This window comes from Phenylobacterium sp. LjRoot219 (genome assembly GCF_964252995.1).
Lineage (GTDB): Bacteria > Pseudomonadota > Alphaproteobacteria > Caulobacterales > Caulobacteraceae > Phenylobacterium.
Window position 1 is genome coordinate 156770 of sequence record NZ_CAXUQI020000002.1, and the last position, 23984, is coordinate 180753.

Annotated in this window: 21 protein-coding genes; 12 read left to right on the forward strand and 9 right to left on the reverse strand. The window is 68.8% G+C overall.

Going from position 1 to position 23984, the window contains the following annotated elements; genetic code table 11:
• Nucleotides 1-6: 6 nt before the first annotated feature.
• Nucleotides 7-1332 (reverse strand): CAP domain-containing protein, encoded by a 1326-nt coding sequence (locus ACSQ14_RS18730; protein WP_436015724.1) that lies wholly within the window; start codon nucleotides 1330-1332, stop codon nucleotides 7-9.
• A 122-nt stretch (nucleotides 1333-1454) separates the two neighbouring features.
• Between ACSQ14_RS18730 and ACSQ14_RS18735 the strand changes: the two genes are divergently transcribed.
• Both ACSQ14_RS18735 and ACSQ14_RS18740 read left to right on the forward strand, forming a co-directional pair.
• Nucleotides 1455-2072, forward strand: a complete 618-nt coding sequence (locus tag ACSQ14_RS18735; RefSeq protein ID WP_436015726.1) for a hypothetical protein — start codon at nucleotides 1455-1457, stop codon at nucleotides 2070-2072.
• Between the two features lie 109 nt (nucleotides 2073-2181).
• The gene (locus ACSQ14_RS18740; protein WP_436015728.1) at nucleotides 2182-2376 is read left to right on the forward strand and encodes a hypothetical protein; all 195 of its coding nucleotides are present in this window, start codon (nucleotides 2182-2184) and stop codon (nucleotides 2374-2376) included.
• A gap of 25 nt (nucleotides 2377-2401) precedes the next feature.
• On the opposite strand, the gene ACSQ14_RS18745 is transcribed toward ACSQ14_RS18740, so the two are convergent.
• Nucleotides 2402-3238, reverse strand: coding sequence for a class I SAM-dependent methyltransferase (locus ACSQ14_RS18745; RefSeq protein WP_436015730.1), 837 nt, complete (start codon nucleotides 3236-3238; stop codon nucleotides 2402-2404).
• A 71-nt stretch (nucleotides 3239-3309) separates the two neighbouring features.
• Here ACSQ14_RS18745 and ACSQ14_RS18750 point away from each other — a divergent pair, with 71 nt between their 5' ends.
• The gene (locus tag ACSQ14_RS18750) at nucleotides 3310-3741 is read left to right on the forward strand and encodes a helix-turn-helix domain-containing protein (protein WP_436015732.1); all 432 of its coding nucleotides are present in this window, start codon (nucleotides 3310-3312) and stop codon (nucleotides 3739-3741) included.
• A 10-nt stretch (nucleotides 3742-3751) separates the two neighbouring features.
• On the opposite strand, the gene ACSQ14_RS18755 is transcribed toward ACSQ14_RS18750, so the two are convergent.
• Nucleotides 3752-4315 (reverse strand): flavodoxin domain-containing protein, encoded by a 564-nt coding sequence (locus tag ACSQ14_RS18755; RefSeq protein ID WP_436015734.1) that lies wholly within the window; start codon nucleotides 4313-4315, stop codon nucleotides 3752-3754.
• Between the two features lie 75 nt (nucleotides 4316-4390).
• Nucleotides 4391-5080 carry a type 1 glutamine amidotransferase domain-containing protein gene (locus tag ACSQ14_RS18760; RefSeq protein ID WP_436015736.1) on the reverse strand — a complete coding sequence of 230 codons (690 nt, stop codon included), beginning with the start codon at nucleotides 5078-5080 and terminating at the stop codon, nucleotides 4391-4393.
• 144 nt (nucleotides 5081-5224) lie between these two features.
• On the opposite strand from ACSQ14_RS18760, the gene ACSQ14_RS18765 reads away from it, so the two are divergent.
• The 3 genes from ACSQ14_RS18765 (at nucleotide 5225) to ACSQ14_RS18775 (ending at nucleotide 8754) form a co-directional block, all read left to right on the forward strand.
• Complete coding sequence (locus ACSQ14_RS18765) at nucleotides 5225-5647, forward strand: cupin domain-containing protein (RefSeq protein ID WP_436015738.1); 423 nt, start codon at nucleotides 5225-5227, stop codon at nucleotides 5645-5647.
• A 315-nt stretch (nucleotides 5648-5962) separates the two neighbouring features.
• Nucleotides 5963-7222: a glycosyltransferase family 4 protein gene (locus ACSQ14_RS18770; RefSeq protein WP_436015739.1), complete on the forward strand. Its 1260-nt coding sequence runs from the start codon at nucleotides 5963-5965 to the stop codon at nucleotides 7220-7222.
• Nucleotides 7219-8754 carry a GMC oxidoreductase gene (locus ACSQ14_RS18775; RefSeq protein WP_436015741.1) on the forward strand — a complete coding sequence of 512 codons (1536 nt, stop codon included), beginning with the start codon at nucleotides 7219-7221 and terminating at the stop codon, nucleotides 8752-8754. The genes ACSQ14_RS18770 and ACSQ14_RS18775 overlap by 4 nt, the downstream gene beginning before the upstream one ends.
• 19 nt (nucleotides 8755-8773) lie before the next feature.
• On the opposite strand, the gene ACSQ14_RS18780 is transcribed toward ACSQ14_RS18775, so the two are convergent.
• From ACSQ14_RS18780 to ACSQ14_RS18795, 4 genes are read right to left on the reverse strand one after another with little or no spacing between them, the layout of a single operon-like run.
• Nucleotides 8774-9376 (reverse strand): TetR/AcrR family transcriptional regulator, encoded by a 603-nt coding sequence (locus ACSQ14_RS18780; protein ID WP_436015743.1) that lies wholly within the window; start codon nucleotides 9374-9376, stop codon nucleotides 8774-8776.
• 60 nt (nucleotides 9377-9436) lie between these two features.
• The gene (locus ACSQ14_RS18785) at nucleotides 9437-10870 is read right to left on the reverse strand and encodes an acyl-CoA reductase (RefSeq protein ID WP_436015745.1); all 1434 of its coding nucleotides are present in this window, start codon (nucleotides 10868-10870) and stop codon (nucleotides 9437-9439) included.
• Nucleotides 10871-10894: 24 nt separating this feature from the next.
• The gene (locus ACSQ14_RS18790) at nucleotides 10895-12142 is read right to left on the reverse strand and encodes a cytochrome P450 (protein WP_436015747.1); all 1248 of its coding nucleotides are present in this window, start codon (nucleotides 12140-12142) and stop codon (nucleotides 10895-10897) included.
• Between the two features lie 33 nt (nucleotides 12143-12175).
• Nucleotides 12176-13540 carry a hypothetical protein gene (locus tag ACSQ14_RS18795; RefSeq protein ID WP_436015749.1) on the reverse strand — a complete coding sequence of 455 codons (1365 nt, stop codon included), beginning with the start codon at nucleotides 13538-13540 and terminating at the stop codon, nucleotides 12176-12178.
• A gap of 412 nt (nucleotides 13541-13952) precedes the next feature.
• Here ACSQ14_RS18795 and ACSQ14_RS18800 point away from each other — a divergent pair, with 412 nt between their 5' ends.
• A complete protein-coding gene (locus ACSQ14_RS18800) occupies nucleotides 13953-16484 on the forward strand; it encodes a TonB-dependent receptor (protein WP_436015751.1) in 2532 nt (843 codons plus the stop codon).
• A 62-nt stretch (nucleotides 16485-16546) separates the two neighbouring features.
• Here the strand turns inward: ACSQ14_RS18800 and ACSQ14_RS18805 are convergent, their stop codons facing one another.
• Complete coding sequence (locus tag ACSQ14_RS18805) at nucleotides 16547-18787, reverse strand: TonB-dependent receptor (RefSeq protein WP_436015753.1); 2241 nt, start codon at nucleotides 18785-18787, stop codon at nucleotides 16547-16549.
• Nucleotides 18788-19268: 481 nt separating this feature from the next.
• Here ACSQ14_RS18805 and ACSQ14_RS18810 point away from each other — a divergent pair, with 481 nt between their 5' ends.
• The 5 genes from ACSQ14_RS18810 (at nucleotide 19269) to ACSQ14_RS18830 (ending at nucleotide 23982) form a co-directional block, all read left to right on the forward strand.
• The gene (locus tag ACSQ14_RS18810; protein ID WP_436015755.1) at nucleotides 19269-19727 is read left to right on the forward strand and encodes an acyl-CoA thioesterase; all 459 of its coding nucleotides are present in this window, start codon (nucleotides 19269-19271) and stop codon (nucleotides 19725-19727) included.
• 186 nt (nucleotides 19728-19913) lie between these two features.
• A complete protein-coding gene (locus tag ACSQ14_RS18815; RefSeq protein ID WP_436015757.1) occupies nucleotides 19914-20318 on the forward strand; it encodes a Zn-ribbon domain-containing OB-fold protein in 405 nt (134 codons plus the stop codon).
• Between the two features lie 4 nt (nucleotides 20319-20322).
• Entirely contained in the window at nucleotides 20323-21462 is a 1140-nt protein-coding gene (locus ACSQ14_RS18820; RefSeq protein ID WP_436015759.1) for a thiolase C-terminal domain-containing protein, read from the forward strand.
• Between the two features lie 82 nt (nucleotides 21463-21544).
• Nucleotides 21545-23110 carry an acyl-CoA synthetase gene (locus ACSQ14_RS18825; RefSeq protein ID WP_436015761.1) on the forward strand — a complete coding sequence of 522 codons (1566 nt, stop codon included), beginning with the start codon at nucleotides 21545-21547 and terminating at the stop codon, nucleotides 23108-23110.
• A gap of 14 nt (nucleotides 23111-23124) precedes the next feature.
• A complete protein-coding gene (locus tag ACSQ14_RS18830) occupies nucleotides 23125-23982 on the forward strand; it encodes a MaoC/PaaZ C-terminal domain-containing protein (protein ID WP_436015763.1) in 858 nt (285 codons plus the stop codon).
• Nucleotides 23983-23984 lie beyond the last annotated feature (2 nt).

Here is a 23984-nt window from a genome sequence, read left to right on the forward strand (position 1 = left end):
GCCGCGCTAGGCCTGGATGAGCCAGCCCTGCGTCAGCGACGTGAGGCTGGTGTTCTGCAGGACGATCACGTCGCCGTTCGAGACCGCGATCTCCACGTCGCCGCTCGCCTGGGCGACGGCGTAGGTCAGGCTGGCGTCGATCTGGACGCGGTCGCCTTCGGCCTGGTGGAAGTCGGTGACGAGGTCGCGCGCGACGCCGGCGCCGTTGCGGAAGGTGTCAGCGCCCGCGCCGCCGGTGATGGTGTTGACGCCGAGGTCGCCGAAGATCAGGTCGGCGCCCGCGCCCCCCTGGACCAGGTCGTCGCCCTGCCCGCCGCGCAGCGTGTCGCCGCCGCTTCCGCCGATGACGACGTCGATCCCCAGGTTGCCGTTGAGGATGTTGTGGCCGCTCGAGGCGCTGGCGTCGATCCGGTCGTCGCCCTGTCCGCCGAGCAGCCAATCGCCGCTCTGGGATCGGCCGACGATGCTGTCGGCGCCCTTGTTGCCGTTGACGTCGTTGTACCGATCACCCCCGGTGATCGTGTCGCCGCCGTCGTTGCCACGGATGTAGTTGGCCGCGCCCAGCACGCCGACCAGATTGTCCGCGTCTGCGCCGCCGATCAGATTTCCCGGCTGCACCCCGGAAGCCGGGTTGACCAGGTCGAGCTTCACGTTGAGCGCGCCCACCTCGACGTGCTGCGTGCTGGTGGCGATGTTCGCGCCCGAGAAGGTCACCGTGTAGCTGCCGGTCGACAGGGCGAGATCGTAGCCGCCCGAGCCGTAGCTCTGGGCGACGTAGGTGGCCCCACCAGCGCTGACCGCCGTCACGGTGAGACCGCCCAGCCCTTCACCGGGATCGTAGAAGCGGTCCCCGTCGCCGTCGGCGTAGGCGACGCCGGTCAGGAAATGCTGCGAGCCGACGCGCGCGAAGTCCTCGGTGACGAAGGCGCCCTGCCAGCCCTGGTACTCGCCGACCTGGAAGCCCAGCCCGACCTCGGTGAAGCTCCCGTTGAGCAGGTTCGCCCGGTGGCCGGCGGAGTTCATCAGGTTGACGTGCAGTTGCTGCACCTCGTCGGCGTAGCCGGTCGGCGCGCGCAGGCTCATCCAGGCGATGTTCTCGCCGTTCGACCATGAGCCGCTGAACTGGTAGCCGGCCGCCTGCATCCGCGCGGTCGCCGAGGAGCCGTTCGCCCCGGTGTGCGAAAAGACGTCGGCGTCGATCATCCACTGGCTGTGGTTTTCGGCGGCCACGTTGAGTTGGCCGTTGCCGGCCAGCGGCTGGACGCCCGCGCCTGCGCGCTCGGCGTTGATCAGCTCCAGCAGATACTGCTCGTTGGCGTTCGGCTCGCTCACCCGGCTCGTCCCTTCGGAAGTGCTGGCTTGAAGAGATCGACTGCGCCGTGGGCGGGAATATGACCGCTTCGGCCCGCCGAGGCCGTTGCCCGGCCGCGGGGGTCAGCCCAGCTTGGCGCGCCATGACCGAGGTCTCCGTCTGGCGCTCCGCGCTCGCCGCGCACACCACACGCCGCCGCTGCAACGGCTGCGATCTGTGCTGCAGCATCATGGGCGTGCGCGAACTGCAGAAGCCGGCCTTCACGCCCTGCGCGAAGCTGGCCGGCGCGGGCGCCGGCTGCAGCGTCTGGGGCGAGCATCCGGCCTCCTGCAAGAGCTTCGCCTGCCTCTGGCGCGGCTCCGACGACCTCTTGCCGCCCGAGCTCTTTCCGCCCGACTGCGGCTTCCTGGTGGAGCTCGATCCCTCCCCCGCCTGGCCGACGGCGGTGAAGGTCTGCCCGGCCCCGGGCCGGCCGGACGCCTGGGACACCCCGCGCAACCGGACGCTGTTCGCAAGCCTCGCGGCGGCCTGGAACTGTCCGGTGGTGATTGTCGGCGAAGGCGTGCGCGCCAGCCATGTCTTCGCGCCCACCGGGCGGGTCTACAGCCGCGACCAGCGGCCGGAGATCTTCCCCCACGACGGCGCGGGCCTGGCGCTCAGCGCCGACGACTGGGGCCCGGACCGTCGCCCGCCCGCCGAGCGCATCGCCGAGGCGGGGTTCAGCTGGCGCCGCGCCCTCCTGGCCGGCGTCGCGGATTGACCCTCCCGGAGGAATCCGCCGCTCCGAGACAGGTGACCCGCCTGCGCCCTTGCAGTGCGGGGAGCGACGGCGGACAGTCGTCCGGGCCAGCCCAGCCCCCGAGGACCGGATGCCTGCGTTCGTCGCCACCGAAGACCAGATCCAAGCCGCGGCGGATGCGGTCCGCAAAGCCGAGCAGGCGCTGAACACGGCGATCTCCGCGGCCGCCAGCCTGGGCATCCTGGTGGACGCCGGCGCGACCGAGCTGCAGACCATCCACGGCCCCATCCCGCGCGTCCACGTGAAGCTCACCCGGGCGAGCTGAACGCTGCGGCCCTGTCCGCCGCGCCCTAGCCGCGCGCTGTGACCAGCCAACAGGCGAGATCAAAGGCGGCGACGCCGTTGTGCACGAAGGGCTCATAAGCCCTCAGCACGGCGTCGATGATCGGCGCGCGTTCCGCGTCTTCGAGCGCCTGCAGCGCCTGGCCGACCGGCCCCATCCGGGTGACGTAGCTGACCAGCTCAGCTTCTCGAAGCGTGGCCGCGACGTCCAAGGGCCGGATGTCGATGTCCGTCCAGCCAGAGTCGGCGAGGATCTGTCGCATTCGTTCCACCCGCGCAAAGGCGAACTGGCCCGGAGCGTCCGGATCGACGACGGGCAGGTCCGGCAGCAGGACGGCGGCGGCGCGCGCCGCGGTCGTCATGAAGGGATTCTCGGCCGGGTCGCGCCAGGCCGCGAACACCAGTTTGCCGCCCGGTCGCAAAGCCCGACGGATGTTGGCGAACGCGGCCGTCGGATCCTCGAAGAACATCACGCCGAAGCGGGAGATCGCGGCGTCGAAGTCGGCCGGCTCGAAGCGGAAGGTCTGAGCGTCGCCGGCGACGAAGGCGGCGGACGACAGTCCGGCCTCGCGGCTCCGACGCTCGGCGGCGTCCACCAGAGCCTTCGAGATGTCGATCCCGAGGCAGAGCCCAGCCACGCCGAGCTCCCGCGCCATCTCGAGCGTCGTCGCGCCGGCGCCGCAGCCCAGGTCGAGCACTCGGCCGCCCGGCCCGGGAAACCCTTCCCTCACGACCGCGGCGGCGATCGGCGCCAGGACCTTGTCGAGCAGTTCCTGCATCTCGACCCAGGTGCGTCCCGCCGAGGCGTTCCAGTGCTCGAACTGCTGACGGTTGGGATCAGGCATGGCGCTTGCTCGCTTGCTGTTCTCGAGGATGCCCCGCAGTCTGCAAGTTCAAGTGAACTTGAGGTCAAGCGATGAATGATCTGGACATCGCCGAGGTCGCCCGTCGCTCGGGCGTCCCGGCGTCCACGATCCGGTTCTACGAGGAGAAGGGCCTGGTGGCCTCGATCGGCCGACGCGGCGCGCGCAGGCTGTTCGATCCAGAGATCCTCCAGCGCCTGGCGTTGATCGCGCTCGGCCGGGCGGCGGGCTTCTCGCTCGACGAGATCGCCCAGATGTTCGCACCCGACGGACGCCCCCGCATCGGCCGCGATCGCCTGCAGGCCAAGGCGAACGAACTGGACGGCCGAATTCGCCGACTGCAGGCGATGCGCGACGGCCTGCGGCACGCCGCCGAGTGCGCCGCCCCCAGTCATCTGGAGTGCCCGAAGTTTCAGCGGATCCTGCGCCTGGCGGGGGACGGTCGGCTGTCGCCCCGCGGCGCCAGATCCAAACCCGCTCCGTGACGGGCGCGCATCAGCGCGGGTCGCTGAGCACGGCTGGTCCCCTATCCGCCCGCACGAAGTCGAGCACGAACGCCCGCACGGCGTCGTAGTCGGTCAGGTCGTAGTCGCGGGAGGTCACCGTCGCCTGCCCGCGCTTGGCGGCGATGTGCTTGAGCGCCAGCCGCTTGAAGAAGTCGTACTGGCTGTACTTGATCGCCCCCTCGGCCTTGTGGACCTGATGCGGCGTCCAGCCGGTCTCGTGCTCGAAGCGGGCGAGACAGTCCTCCAGGCATTCCCAATCGTCCGGGTTCTCCCCGGCCGCCGACAGCGACACCGAGATGAAGGCGCTGGGCTTGGCGTTCAGCTCATCCGCGCGGGCCTGGGCGAAACGCACCAGCCCCGGCTGGTAGCGGCCGATGTGCAGCGAGCCCGCCAGCAGCACCACGTCATAGGCCCCGATCTGCACGTCGGCGCTGTCCCGGGCGGCTTCCTCGGTGGTCGCCGTGTGGCCCGCCTTGCGCAGCACATCGGCGGCGAAATGGCAGATCTCACGGGTGTGCCCCTCCGTGGTGCCGAAGACGATCAGAACCCGCATGTGTGGAGCCTCCTCGCCAGGCGAGAACGCGGCAGCTGCGCCAATGGTGCCCGCGTCGGCGTCCGCCTTGCGGAGCTACTTGGACACGCCGGCCAGGCGTTCGAGCAGGACCGTCGCGGCCGGCCCGGACGAGGCCGGATTCTGCCCGGTGATCAGTAGGCCGTCGGTCACCACATAGGGCTGCCAATCCGCCGCCTTGGAGAAGAGACCGCCGAGCCGCTGCAGTTCGTCCTCGACCAGGAACGGGACCACCTGCGTCAGGCCCACCGCCGCCTCCTCGCTGTTGGTGAAGCCGGTCACCTCCCGCCCCTCGACCAGCGGCCGGCCCTCCGGCGTGCGGGCGCGATGCAGGACGCCGGGCGCGTGGCAGACCAGGGCGAGCGGCTTGCCGGCGGCCAGCGTGCTCTCGATCAGCCGGATCGACTGCGGATCCTCGGCCAGATCCCACAGCGGTCCGTGTCCGCCGGGATAGAACACCGTGTCGAACTCGGCCTGCGAGACCGAACTCAGGGGAACCGTCGCGGCCAGCGCCGCCATCGCCTCGGGATCGGCCTCGAACCGCCGGGTGGCGTCGGTCTGGGAGTCCGGCTCGCTGCTCTTCGGGTCGAGCGGCGGCTGGCCGCCCTTCGGCGAGGCCAGCACGATCTGCGCGCCGGCGTCCTTGAAGACGTAATAGGGCGCGGCGAGCTCCTCTAGCCAAAAGCCGGTCTTGCGCCCGGTGTCGCCGAGCTGGTCGTGCGAAGTCAGGACCATCAGGATCTTCATCGGGGGTTCCTTGGTTGCGGGAAGTTCAGTGCGGCGACGTCAATCTCCGGGAACGCCGGGAAGGCCGGATGGTGGCCTGCCGCGTCGTTGACCAACCCCGCGCCGGACGCGCAGAGTTCATGTGATCGCCTGCTGGAGGGCCTCATGCCCAGGTTCGCTCCGCCCATCTCCCGCCGCGCGTCGGCCCTGGTCGCGGGCCTGATGAGCGTCTGCCTCTGCGCAACCACCGCCCAGGCGCAGACGGCCCCTGCAACCTCGCGCACCGACCTGCAGCGGCATGACCTCTCGATCCCGGGACGCGAGGCGATCCAGGTTCGCGTCGACTTCCCGCCCGGCGCGGTGGCGCCCGGCCACACCCACCCGGGCGAAGAGATCGTCTACGTCCTGAAAGGCTCGATCGAATACCAGGTCCAGGGCCAGCCGCCGGTGACCCTGAAGGCTGGCGACGTCCTGTTCGTCCCCGCGGGGACGATCCACGCCGCGCGCAATGTCGGCGCCGACAGCGCCTCGGAACTCGCCACCTATATCGTCGAGAAAGGCAAGCCGCTCGTCACCGTCGTCAAGTGATCTAGCGCGCGCTCGGCACACATCTCCAGGTAGGAAGCCTTCCGCGAGGCCCGACCTCGCGGCGCTGTGCGCGCAAGCCATATAGCAGAGCTCGGGACCATCATTTCCTGGGGCGCCGTCTGACAACCCAAGGTATCGCGTTGATCATCATGTTGATCCGGAGGCTCATCGAAAACGATGGGGCGCGACAGTTCGATTTCCGTCCTGGGGCGCCGCGCTCAGGCGTCTCTGGACCAGTACAAAACGCCAGCGGATCGGGGCGCTTGCCGATCTACTGACCCCGGCCAAGTCATTGGCGCCGACCCGCCAAATGGCGTGCGCGCCAAGGCCGGCGTCGTTGCACGAACCCCCGAGAACGGCCGCCGTCTGCGGATCCTCTACAGTCACCGCATCCTGTCGAAAGACGGCCAGGGCGTGCACCTCGATGCGATGGTCGCGGCGCTGCGGGCGGCCGGCCACGAGGTGCTGGTCGTCGGTCCCGCCGCCTACGACCGGACCAGCCTCGGCGGCGAGAGCCGCTTCCTCAACCTGCTGCGCCGCTGGATGCCTGCGGTCGTCATGGAGTTGGCGGAACTCGCCTACAGCGCGCCGGCCTATTGGCGCCTCGCCCGCGCGGCCGACGCCTTTCGCCCGGACGTCATTTACGAGCGCTACAATCTGTTCTACGTCGCCGGCGCACTGCTGGCGCGCCGGCGCGGCCTGCCGCTCCTGGTCGAGGTGAACGCGCCGCTCGCCGATGAGCGGGCGCGCTTCAACAATCTTCGCCTGCGCCGGCTCGCCCGCTGGTCGGAGGCCTTCGTCTGGCGCGCCGCCAGCCACGTGCTGCCCGTCACCGAGGTGCTGGCCGAGCACGTCGCCGCGGCGGGGGTGTCGCCCGAGCGCATCGTCGTGGTGCCGAACGGCATCGATCCGGAGGAATTCCCGGAGCCGCCGATCGACCCGCCGCCGGCCGCAAAGAAGCAGGAACTCGTGCTCGGCTTCGTCGGCTTCGTGCGCCCTTGGCACGGTGTGGACGCGGTGGTGCGCGCGATCGCCGCCTGGCGCGGCCTCCCACGGCTGTCCCTCGTGGTGGTCGGAGAGGGATCGGCCCGGCCGGAGCTGGAAAGGCTCGCCGCTGAGCTTGGGGTGACCGAGCGCGTGCGCTTCACCGGCCTCGCCGAACGGCACGCCATCCCCGGCCTGATCGGCGACTTCGACATCGCGCTGCAACCGGCCGCGGTGCCCTACGCCTCTCCGCTGAAGGTCCTGGAGTACATGGCCGCCGGCCGCGCCATCGTCGCGCCGGACCAGCCCAACCTGCGCGAGTTGCTCGAAGACGGCCGCACCGCGCTGCTCTTCGATCCCGCCCGCCAGCCGGCCGGTGAGGCGATGTGGGAGGCTGTGCTGCGTCTCGTCCAGGATTCCGCCCTGCGGGCCCGGCTCGGCGCCGCGGCCCAGGCCGAGATCGTGGCGCGCGACATGACCTGGGCCGGCAACGCCCGGCGCATCGTCGATCTGGCGAAAACAGAGATTGCGCAGCGCGCCGCCAGATCTCGATCAGCCGCGAGGACCTCGATGACGGGAGGCGAGCAGTGATTATCGACGCAAGGCGACTGCTCGAGCCCCGGCTCGAGGCCAGGGTCTGCATCATCGGCTCAGGGATGGGCGGGGCGTCCATCGCGAAGAAGCTGATCGAAGCCGGCATCGACGTGCTGTTCATCGAGGCCGGCGGGACCGGCCCCGGCGGCGGCGATCCGCCCATCCAGCACGAGATCGCCGGCCGAAGCTTCGGCGTGCCGATGACCCGCGCCGTGGAGATCGGCGGCAGCACCAACCTGTGGCACGGCCTCTGCGCGCCGTTCGATCCGATCGACTTCGAAACCCGCGACTGGATCGCCGACAGCGGCTGGCCGATCGGCCACCGCGATCTCGCGCCGCATTACACTGAAGCTCTGAGCTGGCTCGGCATCGAGGGAGCCCCCGCGCCAGCGGCGAACGAGCCCGCGACGAGCGGCGATGAAATCCTCGCGCCGAAGGCGTTCTGGAGCTGCCGCACGCCAGCCCGGATGAAGGATGTCGTCCTCGGCTGGACCCGGGCGGGCAAGGCGCGCTGCCTGACCCACGCCGTCGCGCTTCAGCTTCGCGCCGACGCCGAGGGAACCGTGCGCAGCCTGGTCGTCGGCTGCGGCGACCGCACCATCGAAGTCCGGGCCGACACCTTCATCATCGCCGCCGGGGCGCTGGAGACGCCGCGTCTGCTGCTGAACTCGGGCCGGGGATCGGGCCAGGGCTTCGGGACCGGAGCCGCCGCGACCGGCCGATATCTCATGGACCATCCGGTCGGCTACTTCAGTCAGATCGTGTTCCACAAACACCAGACCGGTGCGTTGGGGCCGCCGGTGACCGACGTGCGCAGCCTCACCGGCTTTGCGCTGACGCCCGAGCTGCAGAAGCGCTTTGGCCTTCCCAACCACTATGTGTTCGTCCGGCCAGGCACCGGTCCGGCCCGGGTGCCGAACGACCTGCTCAGGAGCTTCCTCGGGGTTCGCAAGGTCACCGACCTTTCGCCGCGGCAGCTGCTGCCGCTGCTGACCAACCGATACATCCTGCAACGCGTCGTGCGTGAACGCCTGGGCGTCGGCACGGCGACGCGCTACGGCGACATCTACGTCATGGCCGAACAGGCGCCGAACCACGCCAGCAAGGTCGTGCTGTCGGACCGCAACCGCGACCGGTTCGGCTATCCGATCGCCCAGGTCGACTGGCAGATGCCGCAGGACGAATGGGATCATTTCGACCGGTATTTTTCGCTGATCGCCAAGGGCCTGGGAGCGGACGAACGGGTCGCGTCGCTGCGTCTCGACGCCGCCGAGGAATGGCCACAGGTGCTGTCGTCGGCGGCGCACCATCTGGGCACCGCCCGCATGGCCGCCACGCCGCGCCGCGGGGTCGTCGATCCCAACCTGCGGGTGTTCGGGTCCAGCAACCTGTTCGTTTGCGATGGATCGGTCTTCCCGACGGCCGGCGGGACCAACCCCTCGCTGACCATCAGCGCCCTGGCGCTGCGGCTCGGCGCGCATGTCGCCAGGACCTTGAGCACGCCGGTGATGGCCGAGGCCGCGCTCTGACGGCGGCCGCCGCGCGCCATCAGGCGGGCGTCAGCGCCCTCGCCCGGTGCTGCGCCTCGACTTCCGTCAGCAGGGATTCGACGCAGGCGAGCACCTCGGAGCGGCCGACCTCGACGCCCAGCGCCTCCTCGCTGACCAGCGAGCGGGAGACGCCGTTGATGATGTAGGAGATGACCATCGGCGAATACCTCGCCTGATCCACGCCGGCCTCCTCCAGGTACTTGGTGATGAAGGCCGAGTTGATCGAGTGCATCTGCTCGATGACCCGGGCGGTGATCTTGCGGATCGCCTTCTTGTGGTTCGACAGCGCGGTCAGCTCCTGCGCGAGCCGCGTCCTTTGCGGATGGATGCTCAGCTCCCACAGCGCCCGCAGCGGATTGGCCGAGGTCACCGCCTGCAGGTGGCGGCGCAGGAACTCCCGCTCCGAGCGCTCATAGACGGCGACGAACAGGTCATCCATCGTGCCGAAGTGATAGTGGACGAGCTGCGACTTGAGGCCGGCCCGCTCGGCCACGCGCCGCGAGGTCACCGCCGCATAGCCCTCGTCGACCATGACCGCCTCGGTGGCGTCAAGGATGGCCTCCCGGGTGGCCGCCGTGTCCTCAATGCTCCGCCGCGCCAACGTCAATCCTCTCGCTGGGCCTGACGCCGGCCGGCGTCAGGGGCCTTGCGCACCGCGCCTTTAGGCGGACGCCAAGCCGTCCTCGTGCACGATCCAGTGGACGAAGCGGTGCATGATGTACATCGCGTCGTGCGGCGCGCCGATCGACTGGCCGCCGGCGTCGCCGAGCCTGACGATCCGCTGGGCGCCGCCGCTGGCCAGCCCGTTGCGCAGTTCCGCCTGGCGGGCCGGCGGATAGACGCCCACCGTCTGGGTGGCGACGTTGACCCACTTCAGCGCGTCCTTGAGGTCGTTCACCTGGACGACGTTGGCGGTCTTCTGGATCGGGTGGAAGTCGACCGGCTCGTCCGAGCGGATGACCAGGCCGCTGCCGTCCGGCGCGCCCCAGACCCCGAAGTCGTCGGTCATGCTCCGCAGGCCTTCGATCTCCTCGGCCAGGTCGCGCGGCAGCGGCGGGGCCTTGCCGCCCATGGCGTTGCGTTCGACGAGCTTCTTCTGCAGCCGCGCGCTGAAGCTGTCGACCTGCTGGCGGTCGCCTTCGACGAACAGCACCCGGCTGCAGACGCAGGCTTCCTGGTTGAGCATGCCGACGTCGCTCGACGCCCGCGTGGCGACCTCGTCGAGCACCGCCTCGGACCCGAAGGCCTCGCGGCCGATCATGGAGATCGAGGTCTTCGGATCGAAGGAGACCAGCTGGAAGCCGGGGCCGAGATATTTGATGACGTTGTTGATGGCGTCGCCGCCGCCCCAGGCGACGATCTTGTCGAAGTACTGCGGCCGATAGAGCGCCCGCTCCACCGCCTCGTCGCCGCCGCGCCAGTAGACCGCCGACATCGAGCGCGGCAGCGGGTGGTTCGGGTCCACCTCGCTCATGGTCCGCAGGATGGCGACCGCCATGAACGGGTCGCTCGAGCCCATCTTGAACAGGTTCACGCCCTTGGTCATCGCGCCCAGGGCGATCGACTGTACCGAGACGATCGGCGAGTTGCCCGGCAGCACGTGGATCAGCCGCGAGGGGAAGGCCCGGGTGAAGCTGCGGCGGCCGGCGCTGTCCACCCGCGGCACCCAGCCGTCGAGCAGCTTCACGTCGCCCAGGTTCTGCTGGGCGTACTCCAGCAGCATCGACTTGTTCAGATACTCCGCCGACATCCGGACATTGGCCTCGATCACCGACCGCGGCAGCACGTTGGTCGCCGAGATCCGCTCGATCGCCTCGCGCAGATAGCCCTTCTCGTCGCGCTTCATCGCCTCGCCGGAGGCGACCAGGAAGTCGAGGATCTCGTCCAGCGGTACGTCGAACAACGGCCCGGGCTCGGTGCGCGGCGTGACCAGCGCGTCGAGATCGATCGCCGGCGTGACGAAATCCACGCCGAGGTCGCGCGATTTGTGCCGCACCTCGGCCCCCTCGACCAGCTTGCCGCGGACGAAGAAGGGCGCGGGCGCGGCGGCGCCGGACTCGCGGGCGGCGGCGTTCGGTTCGGTGATCTGGTTCACGGACAACCCCTGACTCAAATGCGGTTACGGCTGCGCGTCCGCCAGCTCCGCCGGGGCGGAGCGCGGCGGAGCGGGCTCGAAGACGATCGGCAGGGACTTGATGCCCCACACGCCGGGGAACGGCCGCCAGGTCACCTCGCCCGCGAGCCGCGGGTTGGCGAGGCGCTGGGCGATCAGGTGGACGCCTTCCTCGATCTGCGCCCGGGCCATGAACTGGCCGAGGCAGATGTGCATGCCCCGGCCAAAGGCCAGGTGCCGGTTGGTATGGGTGCGCTCGGGATCAAAGACGTCCGGCCGCGGGACGTGCTGGGCGTCGCGGGCTGCGAGCGTGGTCGGGAAGAACAGCATGGCGCCGGCCGGCAACGTGACGCCGCGATACTCGAACGCCTCGGTCACGCTGCGGTAGATGTTGGAGGGGCTGGCGAAGCGCAGGCCTTCCTCCACCACCTTGTCGCAGAACGGCCGGTCTTCCGCGCAGCGGCGCCAGATCTCCGGATGATCGAGCATCCGCTGCATGATGAGGGTGAGCTGGTTTTTCGAGGTGTCGTAGCCGGCGCCGAACAGGAAGATCAGCATCTGCCGCAGTTCGACGTCGGTCAGCGCGCCCGCGACGTTGGCCGCGATCAGGTCGTCGAGCAGGTCGCCGTGACCGCCGGCCGGCCCGCGCTCGACGATCAGCTCGTCGACGAAGCGCCAGAGCGTCTGATAGTGCGCCTCGATCGTCGGCATCATCTCCGGGATCAGGGCGTAGCTGGAGCCCTGGACCTCCAGGGACGACCGGATGCGCGGGATCGCCGCGGGCGAGGCGCCGATCAGCCGGAACATCACCGCCACGGGGAAGTTGGCGGCGAACTCGCAGAAGTCGAATTCGCCCTTCGGCGCCCACTCGTCCAGCAACTCGCTCACGACGCTGCGCATCAGCGGCCGCAGGCGGTTGACGCTGCGCGGCGTGAAGGCCTCGGCCACGCTGCCCCGCAGCCGCTGATGCTCAGGCCCAGAGCGCGCCAGCATCATCTCCAGGGTGAACCGGCCCCAGCCGGTCCCGTGGGCGCCCATGATGTCGACGATCTGTTCGACCGACATCGCGAGCTTGTCGTCGAGGCTGAGGATCTCCTTCATCGCCGCATAGTCGGTGACGACGTAGCCCGCTTCCGAGCGCGCCAGCCACGGATGCTTGGCGCGGGCCGCGGCCAGCTGCGGCAACGGGTCGGCGGCGAACTCCGGCGTCCCGACCGCCAGCTGCTCCAGTTCGAGGTCATCGAGGGTCGGCATGGTCAGCTCCTCTCCTGCCCGGCCTCGCCCATCTCAGGCGACGCCGCGCACGTAGGCGTCGATGGTGCCGGCGCAGGCGATCTTGTCGCCGCCGGCCATGTCTGCATAACGCTGGATGTCCTCATGGATCGACGGGCTGCGGGCCCCGCAGGCGCATGGGTCGTAGCTGATGCGGATCTTGTCGCCGGAGATCACCCCGCCCCAGCGGCCTTCGAGCGACAGGTCGAAGAACGCGGCCCGGGCCTCGAACTCGCCCGACGCCGGCCGCTCGACCAGCGTCTCGCCGGCCTCGTCCAGCGGCAGCAGCACGGTCCACGGCGCCATGTGGTAGCGGTCGCACTTGCAGCGCACGGCGTTGGTGTTGAGCTCCTGCATGCCGTAGCTCTGGCAAATGCGGTGGCCGGACAGGTTGAAGGTCCCAAAGACGAATTCGCGATAGTCGGCCGGCAGCACCGCGCGCTTCAGCCCGCCGCTGATGAAGCAGCTGTTCTCCGGGTGGAAGTCCTTGCCGCTGTAGCCGCGAGCGCGGACCAGTTCGGCGACCCGGTACAGCGGCGCGAACAGCCCCATGATGTGCAGCTTCATCTCGCGGCTTTCGATCAGCGCGTCGGCGGCCTGCTCGACGCAGGACTCCATCGCCTTCTCGCGCTCCGCGGCCTGCGCCTCGTAGTAGGCGATCTCGCCCGGCTTGGCCGTGCCTTCGGCCATCTTCTTGCGCAGCACCACCATCTCGGTGATGCCGCCGATGGTGATCGGCGGGGCCTTCGGCGTGAACGGCGGCGCGTCCGGCCGGCTGATCGCCTCGAACATCGGCCGCCCGGTCGCCTGGTTGCGCGGCGTCGCGGCGACCTGGCCCAGGCTGATCATCTTGCGGTCGTGATTGGGCCCGAGCCCCTGCCAGACCAGGCCCTGCAGCAGGCTGTGGCCGGAGAACTGCAGGTCCGACATCACCGCGTTCATCATCGCGCACTTGCCGGTCGTGCCGCTGGAGCAGGAGACGTAATGGCCCTGCCCCTCCAGCCGCTGCAGCCAATCGTCGAGCCCCTGGACGCCGTTGGTGTCCATCGGCGCGACGCGGTTGGTCGAGACCGTGTCCAGCCACCGGCCCATCCGGTCCCACTTCTGCTCGCTCAGCCAGCCTTCGGGATAGCTCTTGTAGGCGGTGTGCGCGAACAGCAGCGGCACGACGTCGGCCAGCTGGCGGACCTCGGTGATCGCGCCCGTCTCGGCGCGGTTTTGCAGCAGCTTGATCTTCTGGACCCGGTCCTGGAACCGCTCGTCGATCGCCGCGAGCTGCCGCGGCAGCATCTCGGCGTAATCGTAGTCGAACGGGTTCTCCGCATCGACCAGGCTGACGAGCCGGTCCGTTTCCGAATCGAGGTCTGCCGCTGCGTTCATGGCTCGCTCCCTGTCTGCGGGGGCGGCCGGCGGTACCCGATCCCGTCCCCTTGATGTCGCGCCGGCGTTCCGGTTCGCGCCGGCCGCTTGCGTCTAGTTATCGGAGCAAATGCTTAAATTCGAGTCCGACGCCTGTCAACGATCGCCGAACCCTTCTGCGTCAATGCTCCGCGCATTCGGTAGGCGAGGCCTTCGCCCGCCTTATCGCCCGCGGCCCGCCACGACCGCGCGCTAAGTTATTCGGTTGCACAATATAAAGCCTGCCGCGTGGGCGCTGTGGCCAGCTTGACAACAGCTTGCGACGTACCCACGATATCTGACCGAACGCTCAAAGAATAGAGCGGTGGGAAGCGGCGAAGGGTCGATCAGCGATCTCAGCGCCAGAGCTCCCCACCCAGGGAACGGGGGGAAGATGCCCAGCAAGTGGAACAAGGCCGCGCTCTATCTCGGCAGCGCGCTCACCATCAGCCTGAGCGCGGCCGCCGCGCAGGCGCAGGCGCAGGACGGGCCCGCGCCCGCGTCCCAGCCGACGGTGCTGGGCGACGTGATCGTCACGGCGCGGCGGGTCGAGGAACGGCTGCAGGACGTGCCGATCTCGATCACCGTCTACAACCAGCAGCAGATCGACCAGCGCAACATCGTCCTGCCGACCGATCTGGCGACCTACACGCCGTCGCTGTCGGCCAACCAGCGCTTCGGGCCAGAAAAGGCCTCCTTCGCGATCCGCGGCTTCAACCAGGAAATCAGCACCGCGCCGACGGTCGGCGTCTACTTCGCCGACGTGGTCGGCCTGCGCGCCCAGGGCGGCACCACCTCGGGCAACACCGTCGGCTCCGGGGCCTTCATGGACCTGCAGAGCGTCCAGGTGCTGAAGGGACCGCAAGGCACGCTGTTCGGCCGCAACACCACCGGCGGCGCCATCCTGCTGGTGCCCAACCGGCCGGTCGATCGCTTCGAAGGCTGGGTCGAGGGCTCAGCCGGCAACTTCGACATGAAGCGCTTCCAGGGCATGCTCAACCTGCCATTCGCCGAGGCGCTGCGGGTCCGCCTGTCGGTCGACCGCAACAAGCGCGAAGGCTACATGCGCAATCACTCGGGGATCGGCCCCGACAACTACAACGACGTCAACTACTTCGCCGCGCGGCTCGGCGTCCTGGCGGAGATCACGCCGGAGCTCGAGAACTACACGATCGGCCAATACAGCAACTCGTTCGGGCGTGGGTTCGCCTCGAAGTGGGTCGACTGCGACCGGGCGGCGGCCACCCAGCCGTACAGCATCGCCGCGCCGTTCGATAACTTCGGCCGCGCGTTCGGCGCCCGGGTGGGCTGCGCCCAGGTCGACCGGCAGAACGCCCGCGGCGACGGCCTGCGCGACGTCGAAGTGAATGCGCTCGATCCGAAGATCAGCCTCAAGCAGTGGCAGATCATCAACACCACGACCTGGAACGTCAGTGAAAATCTGACGATCAAGAATATCGCCAGCTACGGCGAGTTCCGCGAGAACTCGCGGTTCAATCTCTGGAGCGACAACTCCTTCGTGCCCGGGGACTTCCCCATTCCCTCAGGGCGCGGACAGCCGATCCAACTCACCTATCTCGACTTCTCGGACGAGGGCTACACCGCCGCCCAGAAGACCTACACCGAGGAACTGCAGTTCCAGGGCAACAACTTCGAGGACCGCCTGACCTGGGTGATCGGCGGCTACCTGGAGTTCAGCCGGCCGCTCGGCTGGAACTCGCAGACCACCTCGGCCTTCCTCGACTGCGACTACCCGCAGCGGCTCAACTGCGCCAATCCGCTGCCCGGCTTCGGCAGCTACTCGCTGTCGCGGACCCAGTTCGATTTCGACAACCACGGGGTCTTCGCCCAGGGCACCTATAACTTCACCGATCAATTCGCCCTGACGCTGGGCGGCCGCTGGACGTTCGACAAGATCGTCGCCGCCAGCGAGAGCACCCGGCTGCAGTTCAACCCGCTGAACGGTCAGTTCTTCCGCACCTGCAACGACATCACCCGGTTCTTCGCGATCAACCCGGCCACCGGCGCGCGCACCAACCTGCCGGTGACCGCGCCCCAGCAGTGCCACAACGAGATCAAGAACAAGTCCGACAAGCCGACCTGGCTGATCAACTTCGACTACAAGCCGACCGACGACGTGCTGATGTACGCCAAGTACGCGCGCGGCTACCGCCAGGGCGGGATCAACCTGACCAACGTCGGCGTCGAGACCTGGGACCCGGAAAAGGTCGACTCCTACGAAGTCGGCGCCAAGGCCAGCTACCAGGGCGACATCAGCGGCTTCTTCAACTTCGCCGCCTTCTACAACGACTTCTCCGGCCAGCAGATCTTCGGCGGCCTCAGCTCGAAGGACCAGCGGATCATCACCGGCGGGGCCGGCATCGCCAACGTCGGCAAGTCGCGCATCTGGGGCATCGAGATCGACGCGACGGTCATTCCGCTGGAGGGCCTGCGGCTCGACCTCGGCTACACCTACCTGAACACCAAGGTGCTCGACCTCACGACGCCGACCCTGCCGCCCGACAGTCCGTTCCTGGCCTTCACGCCGGCCGCCGCCGAAGGCGACCCGCTGCCGCTGTCGCCGAAGAACCGCCTCACCCTCACCGCCACCTACACGCTGCCGTTGGATGAGGACGTCGGGAAGGTCTACTTCGGCGCCACCTACACCCACACCGACAAGCAGCTCGCCAACCGCGACACGCCGATCTACGGCACCCTGCCGGCGACCGACCTGCTCAACCTCAACGCCAACTGGGACCAGGTCCTCGACAGCCCGGTCGACCTGGCCTTGTTCGTGACCAACGTCACCAACGAGATCTATCCGGTGAACCTCGGCGGCGGCTGGCGGACCTTCGGCATCGCCGACCTGCTGATCGGCCCGCCGCGGATGTGGGGCGTCCGTCTCCGCTACAGCTTCGGCGAATAGACCCGGCGTCCGCTTTCCTCTGGCGCGTCGTCGCCGACGCGCCAGAGGACGCGAAGCCGGCGCTAGTAGCGGTAGCCGACGCGCACGCCATAGGTCCGCGGCGAAGCCCAGACCCCGTAGTCGCCGAAGGTCGAGCCGTTGCGCGACAGCCGGTAGTCCTCGTCGGTCAGGTTGTTGACCCACACGCCGAGGACATACTTGTCGCTCTGGTCGGTCCAGTTGAGCGCCGCGTTCATCAGAGTGTAGGCGCCCTGACGGTAGCGTTGCTCGTCAGCCAGCGCCGGCCCGGCGAGCGGACCGAACAGCGACGGGTTATTGAGGACGTAGCCGTCCGTGTACTTGACGTTGGCGGTGGCCTCGAGGTCGCCGTCGAACACCTCTGGAATGGTGTAGGTCAGGCCGAGCGTCGCCGAGAATTCCGGCGCGCGGGCCATTTCGTGGCCGCTCCAATCCTGCCGCTGGTTCGGCACGTTCAGCCGGGTCGTGGCGTTGAAGCCGTTCGCCGTGGCGTTGGCGAAGTCCTCGTAGCGCGCGTGCAGCCAGGCGGCGCTCACGCTGATCTCCAGGTGCTCGATGGGCGCCCAGGTGGTCTGCGCCTCGACGCCGTACACCTCGGCCTTGTCGGCGTTCGAGGTCAGGTTGATCGGCACCGCCGGCGTCAGCGGATTGGGCACCGTGATGCCGACCTGCAGGTCCTTGTAGTCATAGTAGAAGGCCGCCGCGTCGAAGCGCAGGTTCGACCGCGCCGTCTTGAAGCCGATCTCGTAGGCGGTGATCTTCTCCGGCTTGATGTCGAAAGCCTGGGCGACGGTCGGGCTGAGCGCGATCACCTGCTGGAAGCCGGTGCGGAAGCCGCGGGAGATCTGGGCGTAGACGTTCGTGCCGGGCTCGATCTCGTAGCGGATTGAGGCGCGCGGGCTGAAGTTCCGGTAGGTCTTGCTCGGATTCTCCGGCGTCTGCGAGACGAGCAGCGACGGGAAGCTGGTCGCCGCGAAGCGGACCTTGCGCTCCTCGACGGTGTAGCGGCCGCCGAGGTTGAACGAGAGCTTCTCGTTGAAATGGTAGGTTCCGTCGGCGAACGCCGCCCACGCCTCGCTCTGGAAGGTGTTGGTCTGACGCGCCAGCAGCCGGTTGCCGGAGAAACCGTCGCTGAAGGCCGTCTTGGTCCGGTCGGAGTAGTAGCTGCCGCCCACGATCAGATCGAGGTTCTCGATGGACGTGAGGTTGAAGTCGACGCCCTGTTGGAAGGTGTCGGCGAAGTAGCGGGAGTTGCTGAAGCTCAGGTCCGCCCAGCTGCCGTCGAAGTCGAAGATCGTCTTCATCTGGCGGTTGGCGTAGCCCGTGTAGGACTTCAGGGCGCCGACTGGCGTCTGCCAGGCCAGGGTCAGCGTGCCCTCCTTGACGATCGCGTCGGTCGCCGGCCGGCCGCGGTTCGAGGCGAAGGTCCGCGGCTCGTAGAGCCGCCCGACCTTCGGCGGCAGAAGCGCGGAACGGAACTGCTCGTTGGTGAACATCGAGCCGCGGGCGTCTTCATGGTCGATGTAGTTGTAGGCGAGGGTCGCGACGAGGTCGTCGGTCAGTTCCGCCTCCACCTTGGCGCGGACCGCCGCCGACTTGAGCGGGGCGGCGTCGCCGGTCTTCTGCCCGCTCGCGTCGAGGAAGTCGTAGTAGCCGTCGGTCTTGCGCGCATAGCCGGCGACGCTGGCCCGCACGCGTTCGGTGATTGGGCCGGAGACGTAGCCGCTGATCGAGCCGTCGTTGAAGTTGCCGTAGCGCGCGTCGAGCTTGCCCTCGAGGGTGGCGGACGGCCGCAGGGTGGTCAGCAGCAGGGCGCCGCCGGTGGCGTTACGGCCGTAGAGCGCGCCTTGCGGACCTTTCAGCACCTGTAGGCCTTCGATGTTCGCGAAGTCCGCATTCACCGCGATCGAGTCCGGCTGGTAGAAGCCGTCGATGTAGAGCGCGACGTTGTTCTCGAAGCCGATGCCGGTCGTCAGCGAGGTGATCCCGCGCACCGCCGGATAGGTGAACGACCCCTGGAAATTGACCTGAACGCCGGCGACGGCCTGGCCGAGGTCCTGGACGTTGCGGATGCCGCGGGCCTCCGCGGCTTCCGGGGTGATGGCGGTGATCGCCATCGGCACGTCTTCGAGCCGCTCGGCCCGCCGCTGGGCGGTGACGACGATTTCGCCGAGGGTCGCGGATTGCGCAGACTGCGCGTACGCCGATTCCGACGCGGCAAGCGCCGACAGCGCGCACCCGCACCAAAGCGCAGCCTTCAGCCATTCCGGCCTGTTGTTGGTCACTATAGTTCCTCCCAGCGCGTATTATTTGGTTTTCGGTTTAGTGATATTTGCGAGTTCACCTCGCTGAACGCGGCCGACACTTGCCGAACAGCGGCGAGGTGCGCCGGCAAAATGCGTTTGATTACAAGCGACTAAACATTGTCCGGCAGGCACTTGCGCCATCCAACGGCGACCTGCCGCGGACCGCCCCTCGCCGGGCGGGCGCCATACGCAATGCGACGGAAGCTATGCATAGCGGCCCTCGGAGGGGCGGATTCGCCGCCCCGCACGAAGGCCTATTACGGATTTGACATATTGCATAGCCACGCTGTCATTGGGTTTTGGCCATAAGGGACCCATTGCGGGCTCCTTGCGCGCAAGCGCCGTCCGTTCGCCGTCGCCCCCGAGGCGTCCAGCTGCGTCTTGATGCGAAATGCCTAGGCGTCATAACGTTAGCGGCGGGCGGAAGGCTTCGCCTGGTTTGTGTAGAGGAGTTTCCGAGTTGGCGCGTATCGACCGCCTGCGCCTGGACGGCGCGGCCTTCCCCGTGACGAGCACGATCCAGACCCGCTTCAGCGACGTGGACATGCAGGGCCACATCAACAATGCGGCGGCCGCCGTGATCCTGCAGGAGGCGCGGGTCGGCCTCAACCGCACGGCGGGCTTTTCGGAGATCCGCGAGGGGCTGCGGCCGGTCGTGGCCGCGCTCAGCATCGAATACGCCGGCGAGATGCACCATCACGCGCCGGTCGAGGTGAGCACCGGGGTGCTGGCGATCGGGCGCAGCTCGGTGCTGGTCGGCCAGCTGGCCCGCCAGGACGGCCGCGCCACGCTCTACGGCGAAACCGTCCTGGTCATGACCAATGCGGACGGCCCAGCTGAAATCCCGGCGTCGCTGCGCGCCGCCTACGAGGCAGTCCTGATCCGCCCGCGCGCAGCGGCGGCGCCCGCCCCGGCCTGAGCGCGGCGCCGGGCGGCGGCGCATTCGCTATACGCTCAACAATTATTTTTCCGCCGCCGCTATTGCTATTCGTTCGGAGCATTGCTTTGTTGCCGATCGAGCAGGGCTGCCGGCGCGGCTCAGGCATGCCAAGCTGGCCCCGCGCCCGTCGAACGGACGCGAGGCGAAGGAAGGACGCGAAAGACCATGCCCAGGGCCCTGCCGATGCCGACTCCCGAGACCCAGCACTTCTGGGACGGCTGCCGGGCGGGCGAGCTGCGCCTGCAGCGCTGCCGCGCCTGCGCGGAATCCTACTTCCCGCCGCGCCCGTTCTGTCCCCGCTGCGCCAGCCGCGACGTCGAGGTCTACCGGGCCAGCGGCAAGGCGACCCTCTACTCCTACATCATCAACCACCGGCCGCGCCCGGACATGGGGACCGAGCCGCACTCGATCGCGGTCGTCGCCCTGGCCGAAGGCCCGCGGATGATGACCAACATCATCGGCTGCCCGCAGACCCCGGAGGCCTTGCTGCTCGACATGCCGCTCGAGGTCACCTTCCAGGCGGAGAGCGACGAGATCTCGCTGCCGCTCTTCCAGCCGGCGGAGCGCTGAGATCATGAAGCCCAACGCCATCGCCATCGTCGGCGCCGCCGAGACCACCAAGCTCGGCGTCATACCGGACCTCTCCAACCTCGGCCTGCATCTCGACGCGGCGCTCAACGCCATGGCCGACGCGGGTCTCAAGCCCCAGGACATCGACGGCGTCTGCGCCGCCGGCGAGAGCCCCTGGAGCACGGCCGCCATGCTCGGCATCACGCCCAAGTGGATCGACGGGACCCACGTCGGCGGCTGCTCCTTCATGCTGCACGTCCGGCATGCCGCCGCCGCCATCGCCGCCGGCTACTGCACCACGGTGCTGATCACCCACGGCGAGTCGGGGCGCTCCCAGGTGGCTGCGCCGCGCTACGCCGCCCAGCCCGCCAGCCTGCTCGGCCAGTTCGAAGTCCCCTATGGGGTGAGCATTCCGGCGACGATGTTCACCGTACCGGTGCTGCGCTACCTCAAGGAAACCGGGGCGACGGCGGAGGACCTCGCCCGGGTCGCGGTCGTGCAGCGCGAGTGGGCGGCGATGAACCCGCGGGCCTTCGCCAGGGACCCGATCACGGTCGACGACGTGCTGAACTCGTCGATGATCGCCTACCCGTTCCGCAAGCTGATGTGCTGCCTGGTGACCGACGGCGGCGGGGCGCTGATCGTCACCAGCGCCGAGCGGGCGAAGGATTTCCCTACCAAGCCGGTCTACATCATGGGCAGCGGCGAGAGCGTGGAATGCCCGATCATCAGCATGATGGAGGACTTCACGACGTCGAAGGCGTTCCGCGTCTCCGGCCAGGCGGCATTTGAATCCGCCGGCGTCAGCCACGCCGACGTCGACCACCTGATGATCTACGACGCCTTCGCCCACCTGCCGCTCTACGGGCTCGAGGACCTCGGCTTCTGCCAGAAGGGCGAGGCGAAGGACTTCTTCCGCGAGCGACGCACCGCACCGGGCGGCCAACTGCCGATGAACACCAACGGCGGCGGGCTCTCCTACATGCATTCAGGCATGTACGGCATGTACGCCCTGCAGGAGAGCGTGCGGCAGATGCGCGGAATTGCGGCCGCCCAGGTCGCCGACGCGAAGATCTCCGTCTGCCACGGGGTCGGCAACATGTTCAGCGCCGCCGGCACCATCATCTTCACCAACCAGGCCTGAGCCGCGGGCTCGGCCGAGGGCCGACAGAACAGAACCGGCGAGCCCCGCGCAGTCAGGGCCTCCGACAGGAAGGAAGCGGGACGTGTACCTAGGCTCCTACGCCCTCACCCAGCCCGACAAGCTGGCGGCCATCCGGCCGGCGACCGGCGAGACGGTCAGCTATCGCCAGCTCGACGCGCGCTCCAACCAGCTGGCCCAGCTCTTCCACGCCCAGGGCCTGCGGCGCGGCGACCACGTCGCCCTGTTCCTCGAGAACCACCTCGCCTACTTCGACGTGATCTGGGCCTGCATGCGTTCGGGCCTCTACCTCACGCCGATCAACCGCTATCTGCCGGCGGCCGAGGCCGCCTACATCGTCGACGATTGTGACGCCAAGGCGCTGATCGCCTCGGCGGCGCTCGACGCCTCGGCCGAACTGGGCCGACTGGCGACGCGCTGCGAGATCAAGCTGGCGGTGGGCGGCGGAATCGAAGGCTTCGCCGACTACGAAGCGGCCCTGGCCGCCCAGCCGGCCGAGCGGCTCGCCACAGAATGGCTCGGCGCCTTCATGCTCTACTCGTCGGGCACGACGGGACGGCCGAAGGGCATCCTGCGCCCCCTGCCCGACGCCTCGCCCGAAGGCGGCAATCCGGCGATGAAGTTCATGGGCGACCTGTTCGGGGTCGACGCCGCGACGGTCTATCTCACCCCCGCGCCGCTGTACCACAGCGCGCCGGTCGGCTTCACCGCCGGGGTGATCCAGGCCGGCGGCACGGCTGTGATCATGGACCGGTTCGACGCCGAGACCGCGCTGCAACTGATCGAGCGCTACCGGGTGACCCACAGCCAGTGGGTGCCGGCGATGTTCATCCGCCTGCTGAAGCTGGATCCGGCGGTGCGCACCGCCCACGACCTGTCCAGCCTCACCTGCGCCATCCACGCCGCCGCCCCCTGCCCCGTCGACGTCAAGCGGCAGATGATCGAGTGGTGGGGCCCGATCCTGGAGGAGTACTACGCCTCCACCGAGACCGCCGGCCTCGCCACCATCGGCAGCCGGGATTGGCTGGCGCACCCGGGCTCGGTCGGACGGGCCCGCGGCAAGCCCTTCCACATCTGCAACGACGCCGGCGACGAGTTGCCGGCCGGCGAACCGGGGTTGATCTACGGCGAGGCGCCGACCGGCGTCCGCTTCGCCTACCACAAGGACACCGAGAAGACCCTCGGCGCCACCCATCCCACCAACCCGGACTGGGTGACGGTCGGCGACGTCGGCTACCTGGACGACGACGGCTACCTCTACCTCACCGACCGCAAGGCCTTCATGATCATCTCCGGCGGGGTGAACATCTACCCGCAGCAGATCGAGGATGCGCTGGCCCTGCATCCGAAGGTCGCCGACGTCGCGGTGATCGGCGTGCCCAACGCCGAGCTCGGCGAAGAGGTGAAGGCCGTGGTCGAGCCGGCGCCGGGCGTCGCGCCCTCCGAGGCGCTGGCCCAGGAGATCATGGAGTTCGTCCGCGCCAAGCTCGGCCGCCAGCTGACGCCGCGCTCCGTCGACTTCGTGGAGCAGCTGCCGCGGCTGCCCACCGGCAAGCTCTACAAGAAGGCCGTGCGCGACCGGTATTGGGGCGACAGCTCGCCCCTGACCAGCCTCGCCGCCCGCAGCTGATCCGAGGCCCGCAGATGCCGATCAACTACGACGACCTGATCTCCCGCCGCGTCGAGGGCAAGGCGTTCAGCTACACCGACGCCCAGGTGCTGCTCTACAATCTGAGCGTCGGCATGGGTCGCGATGCGCTCGACCCGAAGGAGCTGCCGTTCGTCTTCGAGCACCCCGAACTGCGGGCCGTGCCGACCTTCGCCAGCGTGCTCGGCGGCGGCAGCTCGAACATCCTGGGCGGCGTCGAGATCGACTGGAACAAGGTGCTGCACGGCGAACAGCGGATCAGGTTCCACCGGCCGTTTCCGCCCGCCGCGGAGCTGCGGGGCGCCACCTACGTCGCCGAAGTCACCGACAAGGGCGCCGACAAGGGCGCGACCATCACCATCGTCAACGAGGTGCGGCTGGCCAGCGGCGAGCCGCTCTACGTCAGTGAGAACGTGATCTTCGCCCGCGCCAACGGCGGCTTCGGCGGCCCCTCGCAGTCAAAGGCCACGCCGCACGTCCTGCCGGACCGCGCCCCCGACATCGTCCATGTGTTCGCGACCCGGCCGGACCAGGCCCTGCTCTACCGGCTTAACGGCGACCGCAACCCGCTGCACGCCGAGCCGGGCTTCGCCGAACGGGCGGGCTTTCCCGCGCCGATCCTGCACGGCCTGTGCAGCTACGGGATCGCCTGCCGCGCGGTGCTGGCCTCGATCTGCGACTACGACCCGACGCGGATGAAGAGCTTCGACGTGCGGTTCACCTCGCCGGTGTTCCCGGGCGAGACCATCGAGACCGACATCTGGGTGGACGGCGACGTGGTCTCGTTCCGTTGCCGCATCCCGGCGCGCGGCGTCACCTCGATCAACAGCGGCCGCTGCCTCGTCAGCGCTTGAGG